This is a genomic window from Pseudomonas sp. TNT2022 ID1044 (assembly GCF_028656895.1).
GTDB lineage: Bacteria > Pseudomonadota > Gammaproteobacteria > Pseudomonadales > Pseudomonadaceae > Aquipseudomonas > Aquipseudomonas reinekei.
This window is the reverse complement of sequence record NZ_JAMDHB010000001.1, coordinates 849,228-876,159: the sequence shown is the minus strand read 5'-3', so window position 1 is coordinate 876,159 and position 26,932 is coordinate 849,228. Positions and strand designations below refer to the sequence as shown.

The 26,932-nt window shown below is 56.9% G+C and carries 19 protein-coding genes and 1 pseudogene; 16 read left to right on the top strand and 4 right to left on the bottom strand.

What is annotated here, in order from left to right; translation table 11 throughout:
* The first annotated feature begins 129 nt into the window (after nt 1-129).
* The 13 genes from M5G20_RS03885 to M5G20_RS03825 all read left to right on the top strand — a co-directional run bounded on the left by M5G20_RS03885 (nt 130) and on the right by M5G20_RS03825 (nt 21,206).
* Complete coding sequence (locus M5G20_RS03885; protein WP_273917983.1) at nt 130-7,650, top strand: hypothetical protein; 7,521 nt, start codon at nt 130-132, stop codon at nt 7,648-7,650.
* 141 nt (nt 7,651-7,791) lie between these two features.
* Nucleotides 7,792-9,096 (top strand): glycosyltransferase, encoded by a 1,305-nt coding sequence (locus tag M5G20_RS03880; protein WP_273917982.1) that lies wholly within the window; start codon nt 7,792-7,794, stop codon nt 9,094-9,096.
* A gap of 173 nt (nt 9,097-9,269) precedes the next feature.
* Entirely contained in the window at nt 9,270-10,139 is an 870-nt protein-coding gene (locus M5G20_RS03875; RefSeq protein WP_273917981.1) for a phospholipase, read from the top strand.
* A gap of 99 nt (nt 10,140-10,238) precedes the next feature.
* The gene (locus M5G20_RS03870) at nt 10,239-11,126 is read left to right on the top strand and encodes a phospholipase (RefSeq protein ID WP_273917980.1); all 888 of its coding nucleotides are present in this window, start codon (nt 10,239-10,241) and stop codon (nt 11,124-11,126) included.
* An 81-nt stretch (nt 11,127-11,207) separates the two neighbouring features.
* Nucleotides 11,208-12,113: an AraC family transcriptional regulator gene (locus M5G20_RS03865; RefSeq protein ID WP_273917979.1), complete on the top strand. Its 906-nt coding sequence runs from the start codon at nt 11,208-11,210 to the stop codon at nt 12,111-12,113.
* Between the two features lie 273 nt (nt 12,114-12,386).
* Nucleotides 12,387-13,697, top strand: coding sequence for an ABC transporter substrate-binding protein (locus M5G20_RS03860; RefSeq protein ID WP_273917978.1), 1,311 nt, complete (start codon nt 12,387-12,389; stop codon nt 13,695-13,697).
* 165 nt (nt 13,698-13,862) lie between these two features.
* The gene (locus tag M5G20_RS03855; protein ID WP_273918074.1) at nt 13,863-14,762 is read left to right on the top strand and encodes a carbohydrate ABC transporter permease; all 900 of its coding nucleotides are present in this window, start codon (nt 13,863-13,865) and stop codon (nt 14,760-14,762) included.
* Between the two features lie 8 nt (nt 14,763-14,770).
* Complete coding sequence (locus M5G20_RS03850; RefSeq protein WP_273917977.1) at nt 14,771-15,601, top strand: carbohydrate ABC transporter permease; 831 nt, start codon at nt 14,771-14,773, stop codon at nt 15,599-15,601.
* Between the two features lie 33 nt (nt 15,602-15,634).
* The gene (locus M5G20_RS03845; protein ID WP_273917976.1) at nt 15,635-16,738 is read left to right on the top strand and encodes an ABC transporter ATP-binding protein; all 1,104 of its coding nucleotides are present in this window, start codon (nt 15,635-15,637) and stop codon (nt 16,736-16,738) included.
* Between the two features lie 16 nt (nt 16,739-16,754).
* Nucleotides 16,755-18,227, top strand: coding sequence for a mannitol dehydrogenase family protein (locus M5G20_RS03840; protein WP_273917975.1), 1,473 nt, complete (start codon nt 16,755-16,757; stop codon nt 18,225-18,227).
* Nucleotides 18,228-18,295: 68 nt separating this feature from the next.
* A complete protein-coding gene (gene xylB, locus M5G20_RS03835) occupies nt 18,296-19,792 on the top strand; it encodes a xylulokinase (RefSeq protein ID WP_273917974.1) in 1,497 nt (498 codons plus the stop codon).
* A gap of 13 nt (nt 19,793-19,805) precedes the next feature.
* Nucleotides 19,806-20,750, top strand: a complete 945-nt coding sequence (locus tag M5G20_RS03830) for a carbohydrate kinase family protein (protein WP_273917973.1) — start codon at nt 19,806-19,808, stop codon at nt 20,748-20,750.
* A gap of 186 nt (nt 20,751-20,936) precedes the next feature.
* Entirely contained in the window at nt 20,937-21,206 is a 270-nt protein-coding gene (locus M5G20_RS03825) for a DUF2790 domain-containing protein (RefSeq protein ID WP_273917972.1), read from the top strand.
* Between the two features lie 70 nt (nt 21,207-21,276).
* Here the strand turns inward: M5G20_RS03825 and M5G20_RS03820 are convergent, their stop codons facing one another.
* Nucleotides 21,277-21,549 carry a DUF1652 domain-containing protein gene (locus M5G20_RS03820; RefSeq protein WP_273917971.1) on the bottom strand — a complete coding sequence of 91 codons (273 nt, stop codon included), beginning with the start codon at nt 21,547-21,549 and terminating at the stop codon, nt 21,277-21,279.
* 295 nt (nt 21,550-21,844) lie between these two features.
* On the opposite strand from M5G20_RS03820, the gene eco reads away from it, so the two are divergent.
* Nucleotides 21,845-22,327 (top strand): serine protease inhibitor ecotin, encoded by a 483-nt coding sequence (eco, locus tag M5G20_RS03815; RefSeq protein WP_273917970.1) that lies wholly within the window; start codon nt 21,845-21,847, stop codon nt 22,325-22,327.
* Nucleotides 22,328-22,355: 28 nt separating this feature from the next.
* Here eco and ilvA read toward each other — a convergent pair.
* Nucleotides 22,356-23,351: pseudogene (gene ilvA, locus M5G20_RS03810) on the bottom strand (threonine ammonia-lyase, biosynthetic); the annotation flags it as partial.
* A 299-nt stretch (nt 23,352-23,650) separates the two neighbouring features.
* Here ilvA and M5G20_RS03805 point away from each other — a divergent pair.
* The gene (locus M5G20_RS03805) at nt 23,651-24,232 is read left to right on the top strand and encodes a peptidase C39 family protein (protein ID WP_273917968.1); all 582 of its coding nucleotides are present in this window, start codon (nt 23,651-23,653) and stop codon (nt 24,230-24,232) included.
* A 59-nt stretch (nt 24,233-24,291) separates the two neighbouring features.
* Here the strand turns inward: M5G20_RS03805 and M5G20_RS03800 are convergent, their stop codons facing one another.
* Both M5G20_RS03800 and M5G20_RS03795 read right to left on the bottom strand, forming a co-directional pair.
* Nucleotides 24,292-25,443 carry a PQQ-dependent sugar dehydrogenase gene (locus M5G20_RS03800; protein WP_273917967.1) on the bottom strand — a complete coding sequence of 384 codons (1,152 nt, stop codon included), beginning with the start codon at nt 25,441-25,443 and terminating at the stop codon, nt 24,292-24,294.
* Between the two features lie 52 nt (nt 25,444-25,495).
* A complete protein-coding gene (locus M5G20_RS03795; protein ID WP_273917966.1) occupies nt 25,496-25,855 on the bottom strand; it encodes a hypothetical protein in 360 nt (119 codons plus the stop codon).
* A gap of 190 nt (nt 25,856-26,045) precedes the next feature.
* On the opposite strand from M5G20_RS03795, the gene ku reads away from it, so the two are divergent.
* The gene (ku, locus tag M5G20_RS03790) at nt 26,046-26,906 is read left to right on the top strand and encodes a non-homologous end joining protein Ku (RefSeq protein WP_273918073.1); all 861 of its coding nucleotides are present in this window, start codon (nt 26,046-26,048) and stop codon (nt 26,904-26,906) included.
* Nucleotides 26,907-26,932: the final 26 nt, after the last annotated feature.

The window sequence follows — 26,932 nt, the reverse complement described above, 5'->3', positions numbered from 1 at the left end:
AGAATTTACAAATAGTCTCATCAATTTTCAAAAAAGTGGATCGCTTACCTTTCTTCGCTTGATGCCTTGGTCGCCCGATGTCGTGGGGGGCCAGGATTAACTTCGTCTTGCGAATCGATAAGAGTCCCCATGCCGCCCGTCAACGCTACTGCAACCACCTCCCGTACGGTTCCAAACCCAATCCAGACAGCTTTGTCGCCAACAGCCAATAAACTTTCCATCGCGCAAGTGCGCAATAGTGCAAGGGCTCGAAATATAGAGATAGTGCCTGAGCGAGCTGCTGCCGGGAGTAGTCCAACACCTCGTGATTCGACACTGCCGATCCCCTGCCCGGTGTACAGCTCAATCCTGGGGGCCAAAGACATCCCTGAAAGCTGGAAAAAAAGCTCGATATACGATCAGGCTTCCCTGGAAAAAAGCTGGTCGAAGGTCGTAGTGCAGCTGCAAGACGGGCACGTGTCCGAGAAAGACGTCTACCAGACCCTCAAATCCGGGTTTCTGCAAACGCCGACCGGAAAAGTACTGGCTCCGCTGTTCATTGAGTCGATCATGCGTTCGATCAGGCCACTTGGGGACCTCAAGCAGGAACAATTGCGTGAGTTTGTGGAAGTCATCTGTCTTTTCCCACCCGCGCGCTGGGCAGATAGTTTCGGAGAAAACGTCAACTTTCCCCGAGGCAAATACGGTGAGGGCGTACATGGAATCATCCAGGATCAACTGACGGCCACACGGGCGGAGCGAGACCAGAAAATTGCCGACGGCGAGCTGCTCGACGATGACACATGGCAGGCGCTGCGCGACTTCACACAACAAACCCGTCAATACATTCCAGCCTCAAGCGATGCGGAACTGAACGCCATTTTGACGCAGCTCGAAGATCTCGTTCACATTCGGCCATCACCGAAAGAAGCCAAGTTGCTCATGGATGATTTTGTTGAAGCCATGAACGAGCAACGACCGAATGAGTTTCAGCGCTGGCCGGAAAATTTTTCAGCCATCGTGCAAAAATTCAGCGAGCGGTTAAAGGCAATTGAGATTATCGATAACCGGCCTGACCGCACTTGGCTTGAGGAAATCGTTGCGATTGGCGCACTCAGTCCTGTTTCACTCAAGGACGTTGGGGGCGCCGCGAGTTCCGCGGTGAAAATGGCTTACGATTTTGTTTTTGGCGGTAAGACTGAGCCAGCCCCCCCAGAAAAAATGCAGGGTCCATCAGCGTCGAAGTTGCTGCTGGCGATGCAAGAGATCGAAAGAACATCCAGTTTTTATGATGAAGTGGTCATGACAGGGCCGGGTGTACCCAACGGCCTTGCGGCAAAGATGCTGTATGCAGTAAACGCTATGCATACGGTGGGGCTGATGGACGTATTACCAAACCTGCCGCTAACCTCTCCCGCGACATCACCAACTGCCCTTGCCATACTGCCAAAGACAGCAACAGTCCACACTCCCTCCACGCTCAAGGAGCAGGCAGAGGGACTGGCAGCTGAAGTCGATGACTTTATGGCGTCCATAAAGTCCGCAACCAGAACCGGTTCAGAGGAAAACGTCAGCCACGATCCGGGGGCTGCCGACGTTCCAGCATCGTCATCCGTATTGCCCATGCTGGACCAGTTGGCGCAATCGATTCGGCATGTGTTGAGCAGAGTCGATGATGCTTTGACATTTCCGGCGGCTTCGGCTTTGCCTGCTGAAAACATACGGTTGGCAGCCATGGAAGCGGGTGAGGACTTTGACCCTCTGAACGCTCCCGGCCCCTATGCCGATACCGTTGAACCTTCCCCAACATGGCGAGAGACCTTGGCTCCAGCAATCAATCAGTTGGTCTCCCAGCTAGCCTCGGTGCTCAACACCTTTGGTGGATACGCTGTCGGGGCTGCCGCTTCCGGCTATCAATTGGCCAGGAACAATCCGGGGACAACCGCTACCGTGGGTTTAATCGGAACGGGAGGAATCCTCACCGCGCTGGGGACTTACCTTACTTTTTTCAAAGAGCAACTCCCGGAACAGCCGGCCACTGATAAAGAGTTGACCAATACTCCACCGCGTGAGGAAGAAGCCCCCGCGCTGACTCAACAACAGATTGATAATGAATTGGAATCGGACACAGCCACTTCCGTCAATACTCATTCAACACCCATCGCAATCTCGACGCCTGACGAGCCCAAGACAACGGTTGATACCACCGTCACTGCAGAGTCTGGCGAAGTCACAACGCCACTCGACAGTACGACTCTCCCTCAGGAGCGAGTAGATGAAGAAACGACCGTTGTAACAGCCGATTCCATGCCGGACGCTGATCCCGCCATCGTCGAAACCGCTGCATCAGAGCAAGAACGGGTCGATGGCAAAATCGTGAACATCATCAACTCCCCCTCCGCCGAGGACCAGTCGCCCCCGTCAGAAGCGATTCTTGAACTGATGTACCAGTCACCCGAGCACAACTTGCTCAGTGACGAACACTTGCTTCACGAGGTGGCATTACTGCTGAACCAACACACCCAAAGCGACCCCGGAAAAACCTACGTAGATTTGATCCTGGCGGCCGAGGCAGGTTTGCCGGTACAGACTCAGCCTCCTCAGTCGCAGACGACGACTCAATCCACGCCACGCCACGCGCTCGGGCCAACAAAAGTCAAGCATGCAGCAGATTTTTTTGCCCCCCCTCCATTGCCTCACTTGGCGGCAATGATTGTCGCTGACGATGATGACGTCCCGGCAAGCCCCATCAGTGACGAAGCGCGCCTCGATCAGTACCTGGCAACAATGGCTGTGCTGCAAAATCCTGAGGTCGCTCCTGATCTGGAGATCGAAAATGATATCGGCACCGCTGATGACCCCGCACTGAGCGTCGCACGCGATGTGATCGTGTTGTTACGTGGCAGGCGCAGTGCCCTCTGGATGGACGCTTCGCGGGCAGCCGGTGACAAGGAATTGTTGACCCGATACACCGATAAGGTACTCGCGTCCCAGGAGTTCCCGATGACGGACGCCACTGTCGTGGTGCCGACACACTCCACATTCGGTCAGTCCTACCTGAACTTTAAAATGGCGATCACGAACCCGTTCTTTAAAGAGTGGGCTGCCAAGGTCGGACTGGACCTGGCGACGGTGAAGGTTCACCTCGACACCAATAGAATCTCCGGCAGGGCCAATGGGCATCGGACGCAATTCACCCTGACGGACGGTTTAGGCTTGGACAAAGTGTCTGGCCCGATATTCAAGGCAGCCAGAGTCATCAGCCCCACGCATCACACCGTGAAATACCCCCTTCCCGGTGGGGCCGTGTCAATCCAGCAAGTAGCGGGCTTTTATGGAGAACGCGAACTGCCGGACATGGCCAGTGCTCAATGGCGTGCCAAAGAGCTGATTGCAAACGGGGCGTTTTTCCAGCTCCCGGCTGATGACCCTCTCAGGCCCGCAGAGCTTAGATCCGAAGCGGCCGTTAAAAGCTTAAAACAACATCTCGGGGACCTTTACAACCATCACCAATTGGTGACGGGCTTGAACAGTCTCATTCAGGGGAAGTCCGATAATGCACGCGTAAAACTCGATGATGTTTCGATAGGTGCTTCGCCTGATTCAACGTTCGCGCTCAAGCACCCGGTAGAAGCCCAAAAGATGGTCACTGTACATCGGTATATCAGTGCCAATGGCTGGACAGTGCCAACGAACGTCGCCCAGGTACGTAATCTGGTGGAAGTCCTGACCACTCCTTTTCCCGTGAGCCCGGAGACAGGGAACTTCTGGGGGGCATTGGCTTATCCGCGTCCCTTGACATCCAGCCAACAAACTACCATCACACGTGCAACGAGCCACTTTTTGGGTAGCAGTGAGGTCAGCGGGCTGCTTGAATACCTGTTGCAGGACAAGTCATTCACCACCCCATCCCAGGGCCTGCAGCTTGCGCTGAACGCTGAGGAGGCGAACACGCTCGACGAGACGGTGCGGGTGAAGCTCAATGCTCTACCCACGAAACACAGCAAGAATGACTGGGTGTCGGCAGCGCTACTACTCGATCTTGATCCCACCCCGGGCCGGCCGCGCAACCATGTGGCCGGGTACGACTTGACACAACAAGCTAACCTGGGCCGAAAACCCTCAGAAGTAGTCGCGGATTTCGAGAAGTACCTTGTGGCGCAAGGCAAAGTAACCGCCAGAACAGCGCCTGTCGCCGCGTATCACTTGTTGGCAGGCAGTGCTCCCGAGCTTCTGGTTAAAGACATACCGGAAAACCTGATCTACAACACACACACATGGACAATGTTCAGGATCGCGGTATCGCAAATAGAACAACTGTCCCCGGGTGCGTCGCTCGGGATGAAGTTTGCGGACATAATGAAATATGGCGACCTGGAGCCTATTACCGTAGGCCAGGAGATCGCCGTTCAATGGCTTTCGGTAAACCCGCTCATCGATTGGGCAATCGCCAGCGGGGTCATCCCAAAAAACGCCAGCGATTCATATACACCAGAGCAGCTGAAGATCGCCGGTGAGAAGTTCCAGAGTGTCAGGGAAGAACTCGCCAAGGCCGGGGGCTATCTGACAGCACCGGTTCCCACCCGAGAAGCGCTGGCGAAGGCTGAGCTGGAGCGTGTTTTCGGTAAAAATGTGCCCTTCGAAGCGCCGTGTTTCAGGACTGCACAGATGCCCAGTACGGCACCGGGCTATTCGCTATTGGATATTTACATCACAGGTCGATTTGAGGCTGGTAAATGGACATCATCGAATAGCGAAATTCCCATTGCAACAGTGGAAACGAAGCTGCCGCGGTTAGAGAATGCTGCTCAGCTATTTGAGCGCGAATTCAACAATTATTACAACGACTTGCAGACCGGATCGCAGTCGATATTCAAACACCTCGTATCGCAATTACCTATAGAAGACCGCCGAAGCCTGGAGTATGGCACGCAGACATTTTATTCGGTGCGTAGCGAGGCGATCGTCGAAGAGCTGACCCCTGAGGTAAAGGATAATCATAAAGGCCGACATGGAATCCTGATGGTTTCCAAATACGGGGACATGGACAGTGTCTATGAGCTGTTTACTTCGCCTCCGATGATTCGCAAACGAACAGACTTGCCTCTGCCGCTCCCGCTTGGGGGGCGGTCTAGAACAGTCATGTCCCCAGATAATCCTGGCAAGCGCATCACTATTGCGGGAGCCATGCCTTACCCAGTGGATTCGCAAGCCTATAAAGAAGGTACACCACCACGAGAGGGCAAAATTTCTCCGGTCATCATTGACCAAATATTTTTTCAGACACTCCGCACAAAGCTAACGGGATACAGTTACACCTCCGGTGTCGTGCCCAATACATTTGCACCCGGCTCTTGGGCAAGCCATATCGCCGACGTCATGGTAAAAGAACACTTTATTACTGGGCGGGAGCAATTGCGCGAACTGGCAGCGGGGGTGACAACGTGGGAAGAAGAACAAGCACACTCCGCTTCCGTGATGCGCTTTTTTGAAAGCCTGATACCTTTCAAAACATGCATTGATAACATACAGAGCGGAAATGTCGGAGACGCGGTACTTGACTGTACGCTCGATGCAGCGGGTTTTGTCATCCCTGGCATCGGCGTCGCAGGCAAAGTCGCCCAGGTCGCAAAGTCTGGCGCAAAGTTAGGCTCTAAAATTCTGGACAGCTCTCGGATCATTATCCGCTACATCGTGACCAATGCCAATCCACTGGACGGTGCTGTCGATACGATGAAAGGCTTAACCAATGCAGTGGGCAATCTGGCAACCCGAGCTTATAGCGCAGTCAACAAAGGAGCTGAGCAACTCAGAAACCTGTATGGCACGTCAAAGGCTGTTGATCCGGTGTTCGTCTCAAAACGGGCGGATATTGCCGAAGGAACTGTCGGTGCCGCGTCGGTCGGCGCCCAGGCTGAAAAAGTCAAAGCCGTTTTCAAGGGTGGCAAATGGTATGACTTCAACCCCGTCAAGAACGAGGCCTACGGCCCGCCACTCGAAAACTTCACCCCGGACAGCGCCATTGCGCTTGAGCGGACAACGTTCAGGGATGGTTCAACCGCCTTCTCCAACTCACGCCTCTTTAACGAAGACTCGCACACGTTCCCGCACTCGTTATTCACCGATGTAGTGGTCGGAGAAAAGGTTTATCGCTTTAATCCGGTTCGACCCACTGTACTCGAAGATTTAACGTCGCCCACGCACAACAAAGAGCTGCCAGATTTTGAAGATGTTTGCAGTATAGGAAACAGAGCCAAGCGTAGCCCTCATACTTGCTTTTCGAAAATAGTCGAGAAGCGATCAACCCGCGCCGAGAAACAACTGCAATCCATCGAACACAAGCGCTTGTATCCATCGAGTGCAACAGGTGGCGGACCTCGTATGGTGGTACATGAACGCCGGATATTTACCATCGCTGACAATGGAAATACTCTAACGCTTGTTCCAGCACCGATGACAGAACCTTTGCAGTTCAGATCCAAAACAAAAGGCAACATTATCAACGACCAATATTTTGGGCTACCGTCAAAACAAGTTGATGCTCAGCTTGAAAGCAAGACCCGGGTGGTCAGGGTCGACGGAATTGTCCACGGAATAGACGACCAACGAGACGCCAGAGGGCTTCTGGTCAATTACGACTACCAGAACGGGGGAATGAAAACCTATTTGGTCGTGGAGTCAGATGCCGGGCTCTTTTACTATAGCGAATACGATCCTGCGACTGTCAAGAACCTCGAACTCAAAAAGATAGACTATCGTTTCGCTGATTCCCTCGATACTGGCCTGATAAAACAACATGGCAAACTTAAAGATCAATACCTGACAGCAGTGGGTCGACCAATCAACAATGATTTTGTCGCGTTGCCTCCACTGGAGTCCATTTATATGGATCTCGTGCTGAATAAAGGTTACACGCCGCAAAAAATCGAGAATTTGAAGGCAAAAATCGCACTGTTTACGGAGGAAAAGAAACGTGAATTCGTTCTTGCCGTATGGAATAAAGGCAACGGCGGAAACGTCGAAGTCGCCGCCCAAGCCATAAGAGTCGAACCAATAACCAAGGCGCCCGGCTTCGACCAGCTTCCAGCCGCGGATCAAAACAAATTCTATGCCGAAATGGCAAAATCCCAAGTGGACGCACAGTTCAAGGCGACGGGTTTGGGATCGGCTAATAAGGTTGTTGCGAACGATCCGATCGATATGCAGCGTCAGGTGCTCGCCGATCCTGTGGTGATATGGTCCTATAATAGGATCGAGTCACCAGAAGCTGAGGATCTGATATTAAGGACAGGCGCGGGAAACTGTGACCAAGTGGCCTGGACTGCCAAAAAAATCATTGATGAGAGTGGAGGCATTGCCGACGTTTGGACAATGCCGGGCCATGCGTTCACTGTGGTAGGCGTGCCTCGTGGGACGATTGCCAAAACCGTCGACTTCAGCGAGCCTGCTTTTAAAGATGCCTGGGTCGTGGACCCGTGGGGAGGTATCAGTTGCCCCGCATACATGTTTACCATAAGGCTTGATTTAGAAATGATGGCATGGAAATCGGAAGGAAGAATGCTGTTGGCACCTGATTCGCTTAATCCCAACGGACCTATGGTCTGGGAGAGTCCGACCGATGCAGAGTGGATCAACGATATTCTCAATGCAGAGAAAACGCCTGTTTCCTGATTGATTGTAAAAACCGGCGTAGGATTCCGATGCCAGATACATGGCGCCCTTGATCGGGGCGCCAGCTTGCCATTAATGTTCTAATCCCGCCTCGTTCATCCTTTCCCTTACTGTCCTGTTTGTATCAAGGAATCCCCCCTCATGATTCAACCCTCCGCAACCAAAGTCCTGGTGATCGGCTACGTCTGGCCCGAGCCCCGTTCTTCGGCAGCCAGCGGGCATGTGATGCAAATTCTCGAGGTTTTCCTGCAGCAAGGCTGGGATATCACCTTCAGCAGCCCGGCCGGCTTCGGGGAGCAGCGCGCCGACCTGACGGCATTGGGTATTGATGAAGTACCGATCGAGCTGAACAACAGCAGCTTCGACACTTTTATCAGCGAACTGCAACCCGACATCGTGTTGTTCGACCAATTCATGATGGAAGAACAGTTCGGCTGGCGCGTCGAAAAACACTGCCCCGCTGCCTTGCGCGTGCTTGAAAGTAGCGACTTGCAAAGCCTCAGGCATAGCCGTCACCAGCGGCTCAAGGAGCGTTTGAAGGCCAGTGACGACAACAATGATTTTCGCGAACTGTTCGCCCCGGCGTTGCGCGAAGAATTTGAGCACATGGCCGATACCGACCTGGCCAAACGCGAGATTGCGGCTTTTTATCGCTGTGATCTGACACTGATGGTTTCGCAAGTGGAAATCGAACTGCTGGTCGAGCAGTTCAGATTTGCGCGCAATCTGCTGCACTGGTGTCCGCTGATGGTCGACCTTCCAGACAGCTCGCCCGTTCCGTTCGAAGAACGCGCGCATTTTCTCCATATCGGCAACTTTCGCCACGCCCCCAACTGGGATGCGGTGCTGTGGTTGAAAACCGCGATCTGGCCGCTGATTCGCGAGCAGTTGCCCAGCGCTCAGTTGCACATCTATGGCGCCTATACACCGCCCAAGGCGACAGCGCTGCATAATCCGGCCCAAGGCTTTCACATCATGAACTGGGCGGAAGATGCCTTGCAGGTCATGTCGGCGGCCCGTGTGTGCATGGCCCCCCTACGTTTCGGTGCCGGTATCAAGGGCAAAATTGTCGATGCGATGCTCTGTGGCACGCCTAATGTGACGACGCCAGTGGGCGCGGAAGCGATGCACGGCGAGGAAGCCTGGCCCGGCGCCGTGGTAAATACCGCTCGCGAATTCGCCGATCACGCTGTGCAACTCCACACCGACAAGGCGCGATGGCAGGCAGCACAGGCACATGGCAATACCTTGCTCGCCAATCGCTATCGGCAATCCCTGCACGGACCGGCGTTGATACAAAAACTGAAGGAGTGCCAGGAAAATCTGGTGAATATAAGACGGGATAATTTTACCGGCAGCATGTTGCGCCATCATCATCACAAAAGTACCCAATATATGGCGCAATGGATTGAGGCAAAGAATCGAAATCCGCTCGAAGTTATATAACTGGCAGCCATTAGACTCAGTTTCAGCCATACCCATAACGCCGACAAGATACGTTAAGTATCAAGTCGGCGTTTGTCATTTTAGTTGCGCTGCTTTATAACTTTCTCGAACTTTAAAAATCAACCTGACACACACAAAAGAGAGTGTGTCTTTCCCAATGCAAGGAAGCATTCATGAATAACGTCCCGTTAGAAAATCTTAAAAACAGCCAGTGGATGGCCGCCACTCCAAGTATTGATTCGATGGTACTTGGCGAGTTGATTTTACCTGGCGCCCATAACAGTGGAGTGGACAAAAAAGCCACTTATGCAGCCCCAGGCATTGCTCACTGGGCTGCGTGCCAGAACAACTCCTTTCTTGAACAGTTACAAAACGGCGCCCGCGCACTGGACCTGCGGTTGGAGTACGACATTGACTCCAGAGGGGTCGGCACGTTCTGGTTCCAGCACAGCGGCATACGGTCATCGCGCTCGCTGGAAAACCTGATCATGCAGTTAATCCGCTTCCTCGAGGCAAACCCCGACGAGTTCGTGCTGCTGGATTTCCACGAACTGGTAGCCGGCAATAGCGCATTCGACCATCGGGAATTCAACCGCTTTTTGACCGTGCATCTGGGACCGAGGGTGATTCCCTCAAGCAATCGCCACCTCACTCTTGATCAATTGAAAAAGGAAAGTCGTGTCCAGCGCGTATGGTTGGCTGCTGCGCGCCACCCGGCGCTGAACAGCGCGTTTTTCCTGCCGGGTATCGAGCATTTCTGGAGCGGAATCGGCACCACCAGCGTCAGCGAGTTGCAGGCTCACATCGCGAACGTGTTACGGGATCCTCACTTCAGCTCAATGCCATGGTCGCTCTCTGCAACCAGCTATACGATTGCTATGGGGCCGCTGGATATCAAGGAGCACCTCGATCAGTGGTTCAATCCTGATAACAGTTGGGTCCACTCGTGCAGCATCATCAATGCGGATTTCTTCGAAGAATCGCGCCTGGTGCACCACTGCCGCACCGCTAACATAATCCGGGCGCAGCAACGCGATAAATAAATAGCACCGCTGCGTTAGTTCGACAGGCTAATGTTTGGCTTCATATAACGTGAAGCCACTTTTACTTGGGAGTGGACTTACTCTGACAAAGGAATCGCCATGCCAACTTCAGCCAGCGGAATGCTCAATAAACAAACCTGGATGAGTCTTGTCCTTGATATCGACAAGCTAAAACTCACCGATATTGTCTGGCCCGGTGCACACAATGCCGGCGTGGACAAAAAGGCATCCGGCCAGGATGCCGTGGTCGGTCACTGGACAAGCTGCCAGAACGATACGTTTGCCTGGCAACTGGCTAACGGCGCCCGGGCTTTCGATATCCGTCTCGGTTACACGCAAAGCCCCGAACCGCAGTTCTACTTTCACCACAATGGCTTCCGCTCCGGTCGTGACCTCGAGGAGTTGATCGACGCGCTGCTGCAGTTTCTCGACCGAAATCCGGACGAATTCATCGTGTTGGACTTCCATCAATTGGGGGATGGTGATGATTCATTCGACCATAAGAAACTCAGTGATCGACTGGTGCGTCGGCTCGGATTGCGCGCCATCCATCCCGCCGACGTGGTTAAAACGGTCGCAGAGCTCAAACGATCGAGCCGTCATCGCAGGATCATCCTGGCGGCGCCTTTCCACTCCGGCATGGACCGTGACTATTTCTGGCCACGCATCCCCCACAAATGGCACGACAGCACATTCACCGATGTGGGCGAACTGCAACGTCACATTGCCAGGACGCTGGAGAATGCCCCTTACGAGACGTTTCTCTGGTCACTGTCGGCGACCTGCTACTCCTTGCTCGGCGGTCCTGCGAACATCAAGCGTCAGCTCAATCATTGGTTCAGCACAACGGGTGGCTGGGTTACCCGTTGCAGCATCATCAGCACCGACTTTTTCGACGAGTCCGACATCGTTCGTTATTGCTGGAGCGCCACCAGTATGAAAGCGGTGTATGGCCAGGCCCTGCATGAGCCGCAAGGCCGGCAGTAAGTTTTCGGGCCACTGCGAACTGGTATTTGCGGCGTCGAAAGAGGCATGATCAACAGGCAGAAACAAGAAAAGCGACCTGCCATGACCCGAATCGCCAGAGTCACCGACCCTTCCTATGAATTGATGGACGACCACAACGGGTTGTCCATCATCTATCGCCAGCACGGTTTCCCCTGTCCGTTGGTGCGCTGGCATTTCCACAAGGAGTACGAACTGCATTTGATCGTCGCCAGTTCGGGCAAGGTGTTCATCGGCGATTACATTGGCAATTTTTACCCCGAAAGCCTGTTTCTCACCGGCCCCAACCTGCCCCACAACTGGATCAGTCAGGTGGCCGAAGACGAAGTCGTGCCCAAGCGCGACATGCTGGTCAACTTCACCGACGAGTTGTTCGACAGCGGCTATCAGGTGTTCGCCGAACTCAAGACCCTGGCCCCGCTGCTGGAGCGCGCGAAGTACGGCATCGAGTTTCGTGGCAAGCACACGATTGGCAGGGCGATGGACCTGATGCAACGCATCGCCGATAGCAGCGGCGTGACCCGGCTCGGGCACTTTTTCATTTTGCTGGAGTTGCTTGCTGCTTCTGATGACTATCAGTTGCTGTCCGGCGCAACCACGCCGCAACTGGCGGACGAGCACAACATCGACCGCACCAACCGCGCGGTGGATTACATTTTTGCCCATTACGCTCGGGACTTGACGCTGGAAGAAGTCGCCGAGCATCTGGGCATGAAACCGACCTATTTCAGCCGGGTATTCAAGCAGGCGACCGGACGCAACTTCATCGAGTTCGTCAATCGCCTGCGAATCAGCAAGTCCTGCGAATTGTTGGCGGATGGCGATAAACCGGTGACCGATGTGTGCTTCGAGTCAGGTTTCAACAACATTTCCAATTTCAACCGGCGCTTTCAGCAACTCAAGGGCATGACGCCTTCGCACTACCGGCGATTGGTGGTGCAGCGATTGACCGAACAAAACCTGGGCTGATTCCTGAACAACCTGTGGGCGCAAGCTCGCTCCAGGTACGGCGTTCAAGCTGGAAACCTGTACGTATTCGATATCGCTCCCGCGCTGGAAACCCCTTCCCTGCGTCTGCACCTTCAAACCCCAGTGCAAAAAAGTATCGATTAAAGTGCGACTGATGATTTGTCTCGTCCGGGATTGAAGGCTGTAATCAGCACAGATTCTTCCTGCCTTCGGAAGACACAAAAACAATAACTGTCCTTCTGTAACCCGCCGGGTGCAGAAAAGGAGTGCACGATGCAACCTTCTGTAAAAGCTCTGCTTGCCCTCACCTGCATGACCCTCAGCAGCGTCAGCCTTGGCGCCCAGACCCTGACCATCGCCACCGTCAACAACAGCGACATGATCCGTATGCAGAAGCTCTCGAAAACCTTCGAGGCCGAGCACCCGGACATCAAGCTCAACTGGGTGGTGCTTGAAGAAAACGTCTTGCGTCAGCGCCTGACCACCGACATCGCCACCCAGGGCGGGCAGTTCGACGTGCTGACCATCGGCATGTACGAAGCGGCATTGTGGGGCGCCAAGGGTTGGCTGGAGCCCATGAAGGATTTGCCCGCCAGTTATGACCTCGACGACGTGTTCCCGTCGGTACGTGAAGGCCTTTCGGTGAAAGGCTCGCTGTATGCCCTGCCGTTCTACGCTGAAAGCTCGATTACCTACTACCGCACCGACCTGTTCAAGGACGCCGGCCTGACCATGCCCGAGCGCCCGACCTGGACCCAGATCAGCGAGTTCGCCGGCAAACTCACCCACAAGGATAAGGAACAGTACGGCATCTGCCTGCGCGGCAAGGCCGGTTGGGGCGAGAACATGGCGCTGATCACCACCGTGGCCAACGCTTACGGCGCGCGTTGGTTCGATGAGAAGTGGCAACCGGAATTCAACGGCCCTGAATGGAAAAACGCGCTGAACTTCTACGTCGACACCATGAAAAAATCCGGCCCCCCGGGTGCATCGAGCAACGGTTTCAACGAAAACCTTGCCTTGTTCAACAGCGGCAAATGCGCCATCTGGGTTGATGCCAGCGTCGCGGGTTCGTTCGTCACCGACAAGACCCAGAGCAAGGTCAGCGATCACGTCGGCTTCACCTACGCGCCCCATGAAGTCACCGATAAGGGCTCGGCCTGGTTGTACTCATGGGCGTTGGCGATCCCGACCAGTTCCAAGGCAAAAGACGCCGCGAAAACGTTCAGTGCCTGGGCCACCTCCAAGGAATATGGCGCGCTGGTCGCCGAGAAAGACGGCATTGCCAACGTGCCGCCAGGCACCCGCGCCTCGACCTACAGCGACGCTTACATGAGCGCTGCGCCGTTTGCCAAGGTGACACTGGAATCGCTGAAGGCAGCGGACCCGAGCAAACCGAGCGCGAAACCGGTGCCGTACATCGGCATTCAACTGGTGACGATTCCTGAGTTCCAGGGCATCGGCACCCAGGTCGGCAAATCCTTCTCGGCGGCGCTGATCGGCCAGACCACGGTCGACCAGGCCCTCGCCGCGGCCCAGCAAACCACTGAACGTGAGATGAAGCGCGCCGGTTATCCCAAGTAACCCCGAACCTCTGTAGGAGCCGGCTTGCTGGCGATGAACGATAACGCGGTCCACCTGAGGGACCGCATCGTGGCAATCGCGAGCGAGCTTGCTCCTACAGCTGATCTCATTCGCCTGTAGCCAATCGGTTTGATCACCATGAATACTTCAACTGCCAAAGCTCAGATGGACATCCCCCAACCGCTGCGCAAAAGCCGCCTGGCCAACCCCGGCTGGTTTCTGGTCAGTCCTTCGGTAGCCCTGTTGCTGCTGTGGATGATCGTGCCGTTGGGCATGACGGTCTACTTCTCGACCATTCGCTACAGCTTGCTCAATCCCGGCGAGAACGAGTTCGTCGGGCTGGAAAACTTTACCTACTTCCTCACCGATTCCGGCTTCCTGCCCGGCGCTACCAATACGCTGTTGCTGGTGGGCAGCGTGCTGCTGATCAGCGTGGTGGTCGGTGTGTTGATCAGTGCACTGCTGGAGGCCAGTGAATTTTTCGGTCGCGGCATTGTGCGGGTGATGCTGATCTCGCCGTTCTTCATCATGCCCACGGTCGGTGCGCTGATCTGGAAGAACCTGATTTTCCATCCGGTGTCGGGGATTCTCGCCTACGTCTGGAAACTGTTCGGCGCGCAACCGGTGGACTGGCTGGCGCACTACCCGTTGCTTTCGATCATCATCATTGTCTCCTGGCAATGGCTGCCCTTCGCGATCCTGATCCTGATGACCGCCATGCAGTCCCTCGACCAGGAACAGAAAGAAGCCGCGCGCCTCGACGGCGCTGGCCCCATCGCGATTTTCTGGCACCTGACCCTGCCGCACCTGGCACGGCCGATTGCGGTGGTGGTGATGATCGAAACCATTTTCCTGCTCTCGGTGTTCGCCGAAATCTTCACCACCACCAACGGCGGCCCCGGCTACGCCTCGACCAACCTCGCCTACCTGATCTACAACCAGGCTCTGGTGCAGTTCGACGTCGGCATGGCCTCGGCGGGCGGGTTGATTGCGGTGGTGATCGCCAACATCGCGGCCATCGTGCTGGTGCGGATGATCGGCAAAAACCTGACAGATAAAGCCTGAGGCCTGCCATGACTCTTCAACAATCCCGCCGCCTGCAAAGCCTGCTGCTCGGCACCCTGGCCTGGGCCATTGCGATCGTGATTTTCTTCCCGATCTTCTGGATGGTGCTGACCAGTTTCAAAACCGAAATCGACGCATTCGCCACGCCACCACAGTTCATCTTCGCGCCGACGCTGGAAAACTACCTGCACATCAACGAACGCAGCGATTACTTCAGTTTCGCCTGGAACTCGGTGGTGATTTCCTTCAGCGCCACGGCCCTGTCCCTGCTGATCGCGGTGCCGGCCGCTTACTCCATGGCGTTCTACGAAACCCAACGCACCAAGGGCACGCTGCTGTGGATGCTCTCTACCAAGATGTTGCCACCGGTGGGCGTACTGATGCCGATCTACCTGCTGGCCAAGAGTTTCGGCCTGCTCGACACGCGCATCGCGTTGATCGTGATCTACACCCTGATCAACCTGCCAATCGTGGTCTGGATGATTTACACCTATTTCAAAGACATTCCCAAGGACATCCTCGAAGCCGCCCGCCTCGATGGCGCCACGCTGTGGCAGGAAATGGTCCGGGTGCTGCTGCCGATCGCCAAAGGTGGCCTGGCCTCCACGGTGCTGTTGTCGTTGATTCTGTGCTGGAACGAGGCGTTCTGGTCGCTGAACCTGACCTCGTCGAAGGCCGCGCCACTGACTGCGTTGATCGCTTCGTACTCAAGCCCTGAAGGTTTGTTCTGGGCCAAGTTATCGGCGGTCTCGACCCTGGCCTGTGCGCCGATCCTGATCTTTGGCTGGATCAGCCAGAAGCAATTGGTCCGCGGCCTGTCGTTCGGTGCCGTGAAATAGCCCTCAAAGAACAAGTACAAAAGGAGCGCCACCATGGCCAACCTGAAAATCAAGAATCTGCAAAAAGGCTTCGAAGGGTTTTCCATCATCAAGGGCATCGACCTTGAAGTGAACGACAAGGAATTCGTGGTCTTCGTCGGCCCGTCAGGCTGCGGCAAATCCACCCTGCTGCGGTTGATCGCCGGCCTGGAGGAAGTCAGCGGCGGCACCATCGAACTCGACGGCCGCGACATCACCGAAGTCAGCCCGGCCAAACGTGACCTGGCGATGGTGTTCCAGACCTACGCGCTGTACCCGCACATGAGCGTGCGCAAAAACATGTCGTTCGCCCTCGATCTGGCCGGCGTGCCCAAGGCCGAAGTGGAAAAGAAAGTCGGCGAAGCCGCACGCATCCTTGAACTGGGGCCGATGCTCGAACGCAAGCCCAAGCAATTGTCCGGCGGCCAGCGCCAGCGCGTGGCGATTGGCCGGGCCATCGTGCGCAACCCGAAAATTTTCCTGTTCGACGAACCGCTCTCCAACCTAGATGCGGCGCTGCGGGTGCAGATGCGTCTGGAGTTACTGCGCCTGCACAAAGACCTGCAAGCGACGATGATCTACGTGACGCACGACCAGGTCGAGGCCATGACCATGGCCGACAAAGTCGTGGTGCTCAACGGCGGCAAGATCGAGCAAGTGGGCTCGCCACTGGATCTGTATCACCAGCCGGCCAACCTGTTCGTCGCCGGTTTTCTCGGCACGCCGAAAATGGGTTTCCTCAAAGGCCGGATCACCCGGGTCGACGGCCAGGGTTGCGAAGTACAACTTGATGCCGGTACCCGGATCAGCTTGCCGCTGAACGGCGCCAACCTGAGCGTCGGTAGCGCGGTGACGCTGGGCATTCGCCCGGAACACCTGGAACTGGCCAAACCCGGCGACTGCACGTTGCAAGTCACCGCTGACGTCAGCGAACGCCTGGGCAGCGACACTTTCTGCCATGTGCGTGCAGCCTCCGGCGAAGCACTGACCCTGCGCGTGCGCGGCGACCTGGCGAGCCGCTACGGCGAAACCCTGAACCTGCACCTGGACGCCGGGCACTGCCACTTATTCGATGCCGACGGCGTGGCGCTGACCCGTCCTCTGCGCGTTGCCGCCTGATTTCCGAGAGTTTGCGATGAAACTGAATAAACAGAACCTCAACCGCCTCGCCCCCGAAGTGACCCTGCCCGCCTACGCCCTGAGCGACACGCGCCAAGGCATCGCCCACATCGGCGTCGGCGGTTTCCATCGCGCCCATCAGGCGTATTACACCGACGCCCTGATGAACACCGGCGAAGGCCTGGACTGGGCCATTTGCGGGGTCGGCTTGCGCGCCGAAGACCGGCGTGCCCGCGATGACCTCAAAGAACAGGATTACTTGTTCACCCTGTTTGAGTTGGGTGACACCGATGACACCGAAGTCCGGGTCATTGGTGCCATCCGCGATATGTTGCTGGCCGAGGACGGTGCGGCAGCGCTGATCGACAAACTCGCCGACCCGCAGATTCGCATCGTTTCCCTGACGATCACCGAGGGCGGGTACTGCATCGACGACAGCAACGGCGAATTCATGGCCCACTTGCCGCAGATCCAGCACGATCTGGCCAACCCGGACGCACCGAAAACCGTATTCGGTTTTCTATGTGCCGCACTGGCCAGGCGCCGGGCCGCGGGTACGCCTGCGTTCACCTTGATGTCCTGCGATAACCTGCCGCACAACGGCGCGGTGACCCGCAAGGCGTTGCTGGCCTTCGCCGGGCTGCGTGACGCTGGTTTGCGTGACTGGATAGCGAGCAATGTCAGCTTCCCCAATGCCATGGTCGACCGCATCACGCCGATGACCAGCACTGCGCATCGCCTGCAACTGGCGGACAAGCACGGTGTGGACGACGCCTGGCCGGTGGTCTGTGAACCGTTTGTACAGTGGGTGCTGGAAGACAAGTTCGTCAATGGCCGCCCAGCCTGGGAACAGGTCGGCGTGCAGTTCACCGACGACGTCACGCCTTATGAAGAAATGAAAATCAAGCTGCTCAACGGCAGCCATCTGGCGCTGACGTATCTCGGTTTTTTGAAGGGCTATCGCTTCGTCCACGAAACCATGAACGACCCGTTGTTCGTACGCTACATGCGTGCCTACATGGACCTCGACGTCACCCCGCAACTGGCGCCGGTGCCGGGCATTGACCTGACTGATTACAAGAACACACTGGTGGCGCGTTTCTCCAATCAGGCGATTGCCGATCAACTGGAGCGGGTGTGCTCGGACGGTTCGTCGAAGTTTCCCAAGTTCACCATTCCGACCATCAACCGCCTGATCGCCGATGGCCAGGAGACCAAACGTGCCGCACTGGTGGTGGCGGCGTGGGCCTTGTATTTGAAGGGGGTGGATGAGAATGGCGACACCTATTCGATACCGGACCCGCGAGCGGCGTTCTGTCAGGCGTTGGTGGCCGATGATGTGTTGATCACCCAGCGCTTGCTGGAGGTCGAGGAGATATTCGGCACGGCCATCCCGCGTTCGGCGGAGTTTGTCGCGGCGTTCGAGTGGTGCTGCAACAGTTTGCGCGAGGTGGGGGTGACGCGGACGCTGGAGCGGGTTTTGACCTGAGACATGCGGTGAAGCAACTGCTCGCGAATGGACTCACCGATTTCGACCTGACACACCAAGGACATTCCATGGCAAATCAACAATTATTTCTCGGCATCGACTGCGGCACCCAAGGCACCAAAGCCATCATCCTCGACGCCGTCAGCGGTGAGGTGCTGGGCCTCGGTGCCGCCTCTCACACGATGATCAGCGGCGCCAACGGCCGTCGCGAACAAGACACCAATCAATGGCTGGAAGCCTTTGCCCTCGCCACCCGCCGCGCCTTGCTCGCAGCCGGCGTCGATGGCCAGGACATCCTCGGCATCGGTGTCTCCGGCCAGCAACATGGCTTGGTCTTGCTCGATGATCAGGGCCAGGTGCTGCGCCCGGCGAAACTCTGGTGCGACACCGAAACCAGCGCAGAGAATGATCGCCTGCTTGAACATCTGGGCGGCGAGAAAGGTTCGCTGGAGCGCCTGGGCGTAGTCATCGCACCGGGCTATACCGTGTCCAAACTGCTGTGGACCAAAGAGCAGCACCCAGCGGTGTTTGCCCGAATCGCCCACATCCTCCTGCCCCACGATTACCTGAATTTCTGGCTCACCGGCCGCCGTTGCAGCGAGTATGGCGATGCTTCAGGCACGGGCTACTTCAACGTGCGCACCCGCCAATGGGATTTGCAGATACTGCGCGACATCGATCCCGGCGGACGCCTGCAAGCGGCGCTGCCGGAATTGATCGACGCGCACGCCGCGGTCGGCACGATCCTGCCGGCAATCGCCGAACAGTTGGGTATCAATCCAAAGGCACTGGTCTCCAGCGGTGGTGGCGACAACATGATGGGCGCCATCGGCACCGGCAACATTCGCCCGGGGGCCATTACCATGAGCCTCGGGTCGTCCGGCACGGTATACGCCTATGCCGATCAACCGACCGTCAGCCCGGACGCGGCAGTCGCCACGTTCTGCTCTTCCAGCGGCGGCTGGTTACCGTTGATCTGCACCATGAACCTGACCAATGCCAGCGGGGTTATCCGCGAATTGTTCGACCTTGATATCGAGCGCTTCAACGCGCTGGTTGCCCAAGCCCCCATCGGCGCGGAAGGCGTGTGTATGCTGCCGTTTCTCAATGGTGAACGCGTCCCCGCCCTGCCCCACGCCACCGGCAGTGTGCTGGGTCTGACCATGACCAACCTGACCCAGGCCAACCTGTGTCGCGCGGTCGTCGAAGGCGCTACCTTCGGATTGCGTTTCGGGCTGGACCTGTTGCGGCAAAATGGCTTACAAAGCCGCAGCATCTGCCTGATCGGCGGCGGCTCGAAAAGTCCGGTATGGCGGCAAGTGGTCGCCGACATCATGAACACGCCGGTGATGTGCACCGAGCAAAGCGAAGCCGCGGCCCTCGGGGCGGCGATTCAGGCGGCGTGGTGCAAGTCCCGGGCAAGCGGGCACGAGGACAGCCTGGCGGATCTGTGCGAGCGCTGCGTCAAGCTCGATCTGGCCAGTGAAACCCTGCCGATCGCCGAAAACGTAGTGCTCTCGCAGCAAGCCTACGAACGCTATCAACGGCATGTCGCAACCCTTTAAAGAGCGAACAATTATGTATCTGGTGTGTGGCGAAGCGCTGTTCGATTTCTTCAGTGAAGACGATGCCAGCGGTCTGGCTTCCAAAGTGAACTTCAAGGCGATTGCCGGCGGTTCGCCGTTCAATGTCGCGGTAGGCTTGCGCCGTTTGGGAGTGGACGCGGCGTTGTTTGCCGGGCTGTCTACCGACTACCTCGGCCGCCGACTGCTGCAAGTGCTGCAGGATGAAGGCGTACAAACCGACTATCTGGTGGACTTCGCCGCACCGACAACACTGGCCATGGTCGCGGTCGGCGCCAATGGCTCGCCACAGTACAGCTTCCGTGGCGAAGGCTGTGCTGACCGTCAGTTGAAACCGGAACACCTGCCGGCGTTGGGCCCGCAGGTGCGCGGCTTGCACATCGGTTCGTTTTCGCTGGTGGTACAACCGGTTGCCGACACCCTGTTGGCTTTGGTACGCCGGGAAAGCGGCAAACGCCTGATCAGCCTCGATCCGAACGTGCGCCTCAACCCTGAGCCCAACATCGAGTTGTGGCGCTCGCGGATTGCCACGCTGGTCGAGCACGCCGACCTGATCAAGGTCAGCGATGAAGATTTAAGCCTGTTGTATCCCGAACAGGATCCTGCGCGGGTCATTGATGGCTGGTTGCAGCATCGTTGTCAGTTGGTGTTCCTGACCCGTGGTGGCGAGGGTGCCACGGTGTTCAGTCGAGCGCATGGTTCGTGGTCGGTGCCGGCCTGCGCGGTCAAGATCGCCGACACCGTGGGCGCGGGCGATACCTTTCAGGCGGCATTGATCGCCTGGCTGACCGAGCAGCAACTGGATTCAGTTGAAGGGTTGCGTGAGCTGAATCGCGAGCAGATCGAAACGATGGTGCGGTTTGCGATTCAGGCGGCGGCGCTGACTTGCAGCAAGACCGGGCCGGATTTGCCTTATCGTCAACAGTTGGTTATTGACTGAATTCACTGGGTGGATCCGCCGAACGGTAGTGGCAAAGCGACAGGTGGCGTTCAGGTGAATTAACCAATGCTTAATCGTGCAGTCCAACAATAACTGGACCGCACGCCCTCAGAGTCCTCTGACGCCCAGTGCGGCAGGTTCGACGATACGTCGAGCTGACTTCCGTCTGCACTGGAGATTGCCCCCATGAACTCGCGCGTCTTGCTCGTTTCTTCAGCCTTTGTCTGTGCCGCCTTTTCAGGTTTCGCCCTGGCTGACACCACCTCCGCTCAACCTGTGGCCTCGTATCATTACGGCATGCCACTGCATGTGGGTAAAGTGATAGCCCTGACCGAGCCCACTACGCTGGAATGCCAAGTGGTGACGGCAAAGATGACGTATATCGACGAGCAGTCGGGTAGACCCGCAGAACTGACCTACCGAAAACTGTCGGACGCTTGCAGTTATCAGAACTGACGGTCGCACTGGAGCCGGGCCTGGCATTGCTCCAGGCCCGGCACATCTCGCAAGACATTGAAATCGAGTGTTAGAGCGCTTTGCCGACCACGCGACGATGTTCGCTTTCTACGTGATGATTTCCGAGATCGGTGCGCAAGTCTGCAATCAATTCGTGGATTTCCCGACAACTGTTCAGATGTTGGGCATCGATATCGGTTCTCAAGAGATCGAGGGTATCGGTGCCACCGTCGGCGTAAACCTTGACAGTCATCTTGAGCTCAGGCGTTAGCGAGCACTGACAACGTTTGGGCAAAAAACTGCTTTCAATGATGTTGCGAAGTTCCAAGGCAGAAAGAAACATGGCGACCCTCTCCTTTGTGAGATTGCCAAACAACTATTGAGGCTGGCTCATGTGAAATCCCGGTCAGCTTGAGAACAGCTACAGCATAAAACATGCCTTGAATTTGGCTTTGCAGCTCATCGGTAAATCAAAGGTTTAGTTTAACAACAGGTAACAGCGGTCATGCATTTTGCAACTAAGGCCTCATGCGGCCCTGCAATTTGCACTCACATAGTGTGTTTGCATCAATTGCCTGCGACAGGGAGAATGCGCGCGGGCGAGCGTTCGCCCTCTGTCTTACACGCAAGGAGGCATCATGAATCCCTCGATCTTTCGCACATCCCTCGCCGTTTTCGTTGCAGCCGTGTCCGGCGTAGCTCACGCGGCGTCCGTGGAAAAAATCGCGCCCTTTCCCAAAGCCGAAAACGGCTTCAGCCGCCAGGTCATACACTTGGCGCCACAACCCCGGGAAGACGATTTCCAGGTTGAAATCCTCGCGGGTAAAACCCTCACCGCCGACTGTAATCGCCAACGCCTGGGCGGTATGCTCGAAGAAAAGAACCTCGAGGGCTGGGGCTATCCGTTCTACCGCCTGGAAAAGGTTATCGGTCCAATGAGCACGTTGATGGCCTGCCCCGACGCAAAGAGCAAACAGGATTTCGTGCCCGTTGTCGGTGACGGCTTCATGCTGCGCTACAACAGCAAATTGCCAATCGTGCTCTATGTGCCCAAGGACATCGAAGTCCGCTACCGGGTCTGGTCGGCATCGAGCACGGTCGAAAAGGCCGTCAACGAGTAACCTGCCCGCTTCACGCCGAGGCGACGCTGATCGCGGCGCGCTCGGCAACATGGCGCAGGCTGTCGAAATTGATATTGGCACCCGAGTCGATGGCCACCAGCGTCTGCCCCCGGATTCCCGTGCGGGCCACGTACTTCTTGATGCCGGCCACGGCCAGAGCGCCGGATGGCTCGGTGATCGAACGGGTGTCGTCGTAGATATGCTTGATCGCGGCACAGAGTTCATCGTTACTGACCGTCAGTACTTCATCCACGCAAAACCGACACACCTCAAACCCGTGAGCGCCGATCTGCGCAACCGCCACGCCGTCGGCAAAGGTCCCGACGTTGGGCAGCACCACGCGCTCATCAGCCTCTAAGGCGGCCTGCAAACAGGCGGAGTGTTCCGACTCGACTCCGATGATGCGCACCTGCGGTCGAAGGTATTTAACGTACGCGGCGATGCCGGCGATCAAGCCGCCACCCCCCACCGGTATGAAGATTGCGTCGAGCGCCCCCTGGTGCTGACGCAGTATCTCCATCGCCACCGTACCTTGCCCGGCAATAACATCCGGATCATCAAACGGCGACACGAACGTCCTGCCGCTTTGTTCTGCCAGCTCCAGCGCCCTGGCAAGGGCGAACGGAAAGCTTTCACCGTGCAGCACCGCCTCAGCACCACGGCTGCGAACGCCGAGCACCTTCAGCTCCGGTGTCATGGCCGGCATGACAATGGTTGCGGCAATGCCCAGTTCGCGTGCGGCATGCGCCACGCCCTGGGCATGATTGCCAGCGGAAGCTGTGATGACACCCCGTGCCTTCTGCTCATCAGTCAATTGCACCAGTTTGTTATAGGCGCCACGGATCTTGAAGGAAAAGGTCGGTTGCAAGTCTTCGCGCTTCAACAGAATTTGATTGCCCAGTGCTTCGGACAACGCAGGCGCCGCTTGCAACGGCGTTCGCACCGCCAATTCATAGACGGGTGCCGCGAGGATTTTTTTCACGTAGTGCTCAAGCAAGGCTTGTTGTTGGGCGGTGTTGCTCATGGCTGTCTCCGGTGCGCAGGGTCGGCGACCTTGCTGAAAAAACCCTGAGACAGAAAGTGAAAACCCGCCTCTAGGGCGGGTTGGGTGCTGCAGTCGTGAGCTAGCCCGCCAAATGAGGAATGGCGGTAATAATGCTTGGCTGGCAGCGCAATACGGTGGAAGTCATGGCCGGAAATTAGCCGGGCGCGCGGGCCAAGTCAATGGTAAATAGCTGTCGATTCCAAGATGGCTATCGCGAGCAGGCCCGCTCAGGTTGTTTCGAAAGTCCGGTTTCGTTACGCAACTTTTGCGGCGGTCATATGAATACATGTTTTCGTTTGGCGGTATTGGAAGACTTACCCGAGTTGTTGCAACTGGAGGAGCAGTGTTTCACCACCGATCGGCTCAACAGTCGCAGCTTTCAATGGATGATTACTCGTGCTCACGGGCAACTGCTGGTGGCGCAGGCCGGTGAGCATTGGCTGGGTTACGCCGTGGTGCTTTTTCATCGGGGCACGTCGCTGGCACGCGGTGTACGCGACGAACATAAAAAAGACGTAATGCGCCTGGTGCATGAGGCGTTCACGCAGCAGCTGCTGGCCAGCGATGTCGAGTGCGAGATCGGTGGGCCGCTGAAGCTGCCGCAGCTTCTGGAACAAGGGGGGCAGCCTTTGGTGCTGATCAGCAGCTATCGCCTGACGCGTTCGAAATCACCGCACTGGGTGATCGTTACCGATTGCGATGACGAGTTCGTCTATCTGCACGATCCCGATGTGGACCATAGCCAGCATCGCCAAGCCATGGACTGCCAGCACGTGCCGGTCAGCCATGGGGAATTTGACAAGATGTGCAGTTTTGGGCGGGGCAAGTTGCGGGCGGCGGTGATTGTGTATTCCAGGTGAAACTGAAAAAAATCGAAGCCTGCGGCCGCTCCTGCAGGGGATGCTGCAGGTGCGGTCTGTTATTTGAGGCCTACCTTGTAGAGTCCGCCGTCCTCTTCGTCGGTCAGCACATACAAGTAACCATCCGGCCCCTGCCGCACATCACGGATACGCTTGTTGAGTTCACCCAGCAGGCGCTCTTCGTGAACCACCTTGTCGCCGTCGAACTGCAGACGAATGAGTTCCTGGGTCACCAGCGCGCCGATGAAGACGTTGTGCTGCCACGCTTTGAAACGATCGCCATCGTAAAACGCCATGCCACTCAAGCCGGGTGATTTCTCCCAGAAGTGCCTTGGCCCGACGGTGCCCTCGGTGGTTTTGCCCTGCGCTTCAGGGATGGGCAGGCCGGAATAGTTGATGCCGTGGGTTGCCAACGGCCACCCGTAATTCTTGCCGCGTTCGATGACGTTCAACTCGTCGCCGCCCCGGGGACCGTGTTCGTTTTCCCACAGGGTGCCGGTCCATGGATTGAGCGCAGCACCTTGCGGGTTGCGCACACCGTAGGACCAGATTTCGGGGCGCACACCGGACTGACCGACAAATGGGTTGTCGTCCGGTACTTTACCGTCGGGATAGATACGAACGACCTTGCCTTGAAGTTTGTCGAGGTCCTGTGCGGTCGGGCGGTCGTTGTTTTCCCCGAGGGTGATGAACAGATAACCGTCACGGTCAAAGACCAGTCGCGAACCAAAATGGTTGCCAACGGAGAGCTTTGGTTCCTGACGGAAAATCACCGTGAAATCCTTGAGGTTCGTCAGGTCCTCGGACAACCGCCCGCGTCCGACAGCCGTGCCGGCCTTGTCACCCTGACCGCCACCCTCGGCGTAGGACAGGTAAATCAAGCGGTCCTGCTTGAAGTCCGGTGATAACACCACATCCAGCAAACCGCCCTGCCCCTTGGCCCAGACCTTGGGCACGCCGCTGATTGGCGAAGATACCTTGCCTTGCGGGCTGACCAGCCGCAGGTTGCCGGGCCGTTCTGTCACCAGCATGCCCTGCCGATCGGGCAGAAACGCCACGGACCATGGATGCTCCAGCCCCTTGGCGATTGACGTGACCTCAAGGGTGCCTTGTTCACTTTTCATTTCCTGCGCGGACGCGGCCAGAACCGGCAACGTGGCCGTCAACATTGCACTGGCACAGAGAGCACTCAGAAGGGATTTACGTAACATGCACGATTCCTTTTGTCATGAGAATGGTGGGCAGGAATGAGCGGCCTGCCGTTTAACGAGTGGAGGAGCCCGAGTCCCGAGCAGGTGGATTGGGTATGAATTTGGGTGGACTGGCAGGCGCAGTCGGCGTCTGCCGGGAGCGATTGCCGATGCCACCGTTATCAAGCGTGGGTGGGCGCGGCACGGGCACGGTGTTCGGCCCGCGGATAGCCGGGGCGCTGGGCTGCGTGCCTTGCATGCTGTTGGGATTGGCCCGGCGAATCGGACTGTTATACGGATTGTTGTTGCCGCTGTTCGGCAGGTTCTGCGCCACCAGCAACGGAGCACGAAGCGAGGGGGCTTGCGCCTGGGCCAGGGGGCCAAGAACGGCACTCAAGGCCAACAGGATGAAGCCGAAGATGCATCTGTTCATGGGTTGCCTCTGGACGCGCGCGTATAAGGACTTCGATAGCACGCTACGCCCCGGGTTCGGATTTGTTAACCAAAACCTCAACAGCAAGATGTAACACGAAGTTGATCTGCCGCCCGGGACGGGCTGCAGGCCGCTGAAACTTTTGCTTGAGGCCAACGGTCACCTGATCATCACTCGCGAGTACACGACCATGGCACGGGCAATCTGGAAAGGCGCGATCAGTTTCGGGTTGGTGCACATCCCTGTGGCGCTGGTCTCGGCAACGTCCTCCCAGGGGGTGGATTTCGACTGGCTCGACAGTCGCAGCATGGACCCGGTGGGCTACAAACGGGTCAACAAAGTCACCGGCAAGGAAGTGACCAAGGAGCACATCGTCAAAGGTGTCGCTTATGAAAAAGGCCGGTATGTCGTGCTCAGTGAGGAAGAAATTCGCTCGGCGCATCCGCTATCGACTCAGACCATCGATATTTTTGCCTTTGTCGACGGCGATCAGATTCCGCTGCAAAACATCGATACCCCTTATTACCTGGCACCGGATAAGCGCGGCGGCAAGGTCTATGCGTTATTGCGCGAGACCCTGACCAAAACCAGGAAGGTCGCGTTGGCGCGCGTGGTGTTGCATACCCGCCAGTACCTTGCCGCTTTGATGCCATTGGAATCGGCCTTGGTGCTGGTCAAGCTGCGCTGGCCGGCGGAGGTCCGCAGCCTGGATGAACTGGCGTTGGGGCCGGACGTCACCAAGGCGGAACTGGCCAAAGGTGAACTGGATATGGCCAAGCGCCTGGTAGAGGACATGAGCGCCGAATGGACACCGGAAGATTATCGCGACGGTTTTGAAGAGAAGATCATGGCGCTGGTGGACAAGAAGGCCCATGAAGGCAAGATCGAGGATGTTGAAACGGATACCGGCGAAGAAGCTCGCAAGACGGCGGATGTCATTGATTTGACCGAGTTGCTCAAACGCAGTCTGGGGGGCAAGAGCGCCGATAAGGCGCCGGCAAAAAGCAAGGCGGCGAGTAAGCCGGCAGCGCGGAAAAAAGCCAGCAAGTGATGGGCTGGAGTACTGGCCTCATCGCG

Excerpts from the sequence above, each read along its gene's own strand:
- M5G20_RS03885 (WP_273917983.1), top strand. The coding sequence starts at position 130 with ATGCCGCCCGTCAACGCTACTGCAACCACCTCCCGTACGGTTCCAAAC.
- M5G20_RS03880 (WP_273917982.1), top strand. The coding sequence starts at position 7,792 with ATGATTCAACCCTCCGCAACCAAAGTCCTGGTGATCGGCTACGTCTGG.
- M5G20_RS03875 (WP_273917981.1), top strand. The coding sequence starts at position 9,270 with ATGAATAACGTCCCGTTAGAAAATCTTAAAAACAGCCAGTGGATGGCC.
- M5G20_RS03870 (WP_273917980.1), top strand. The coding sequence starts at position 10,239 with ATGCCAACTTCAGCCAGCGGAATGCTCAATAAACAAACCTGGATGAGT.
- M5G20_RS03865 (WP_273917979.1), top strand. The coding sequence starts at position 11,208 with ATGACCCGAATCGCCAGAGTCACCGACCCTTCCTATGAATTGATGGAC.
- M5G20_RS03860 (WP_273917978.1), top strand. The coding sequence starts at position 12,387 with ATGCAACCTTCTGTAAAAGCTCTGCTTGCCCTCACCTGCATGACCCTC.
- M5G20_RS03855 (WP_273918074.1), top strand. The coding sequence starts at position 13,863 with ATGGACATCCCCCAACCGCTGCGCAAAAGCCGCCTGGCCAACCCCGGC.
- M5G20_RS03850 (WP_273917977.1), top strand. The coding sequence starts at position 14,771 with ATGACTCTTCAACAATCCCGCCGCCTGCAAAGCCTGCTGCTCGGCACC.
- M5G20_RS03845 (WP_273917976.1), top strand. The coding sequence starts at position 15,635 with ATGGCCAACCTGAAAATCAAGAATCTGCAAAAAGGCTTCGAAGGGTTT.
- M5G20_RS03840 (WP_273917975.1), top strand. The coding sequence starts at position 16,755 with ATGAAACTGAATAAACAGAACCTCAACCGCCTCGCCCCCGAAGTGACC.
- xylB (WP_273917974.1), top strand. The coding sequence starts at position 18,296 with ATGGCAAATCAACAATTATTTCTCGGCATCGACTGCGGCACCCAAGGC.
- M5G20_RS03830 (WP_273917973.1), top strand. The coding sequence starts at position 19,806 with ATGTATCTGGTGTGTGGCGAAGCGCTGTTCGATTTCTTCAGTGAAGAC.
- M5G20_RS03825 (WP_273917972.1), top strand. The coding sequence starts at position 20,937 with ATGAACTCGCGCGTCTTGCTCGTTTCTTCAGCCTTTGTCTGTGCCGCC.
- M5G20_RS03820 (WP_273917971.1), bottom strand. The coding sequence starts at position 21,549 with ATGTTTCTTTCTGCCTTGGAACTTCGCAACATCATTGAAAGCAGTTTT.
- eco (WP_273917970.1), top strand. The coding sequence starts at position 21,845 with ATGAATCCCTCGATCTTTCGCACATCCCTCGCCGTTTTCGTTGCAGCC.
- M5G20_RS03805 (WP_273917968.1), top strand. The coding sequence starts at position 23,651 with ATGAATACATGTTTTCGTTTGGCGGTATTGGAAGACTTACCCGAGTTG.
- M5G20_RS03800 (WP_273917967.1), bottom strand. The coding sequence starts at position 25,443 with ATGTTACGTAAATCCCTTCTGAGTGCTCTCTGTGCCAGTGCAATGTTG.
- M5G20_RS03795 (WP_273917966.1), bottom strand. The coding sequence starts at position 25,855 with ATGAACAGATGCATCTTCGGCTTCATCCTGTTGGCCTTGAGTGCCGTT.
- ku (WP_273918073.1), top strand. The coding sequence starts at position 26,046 with ATGGCACGGGCAATCTGGAAAGGCGCGATCAGTTTCGGGTTGGTGCAC.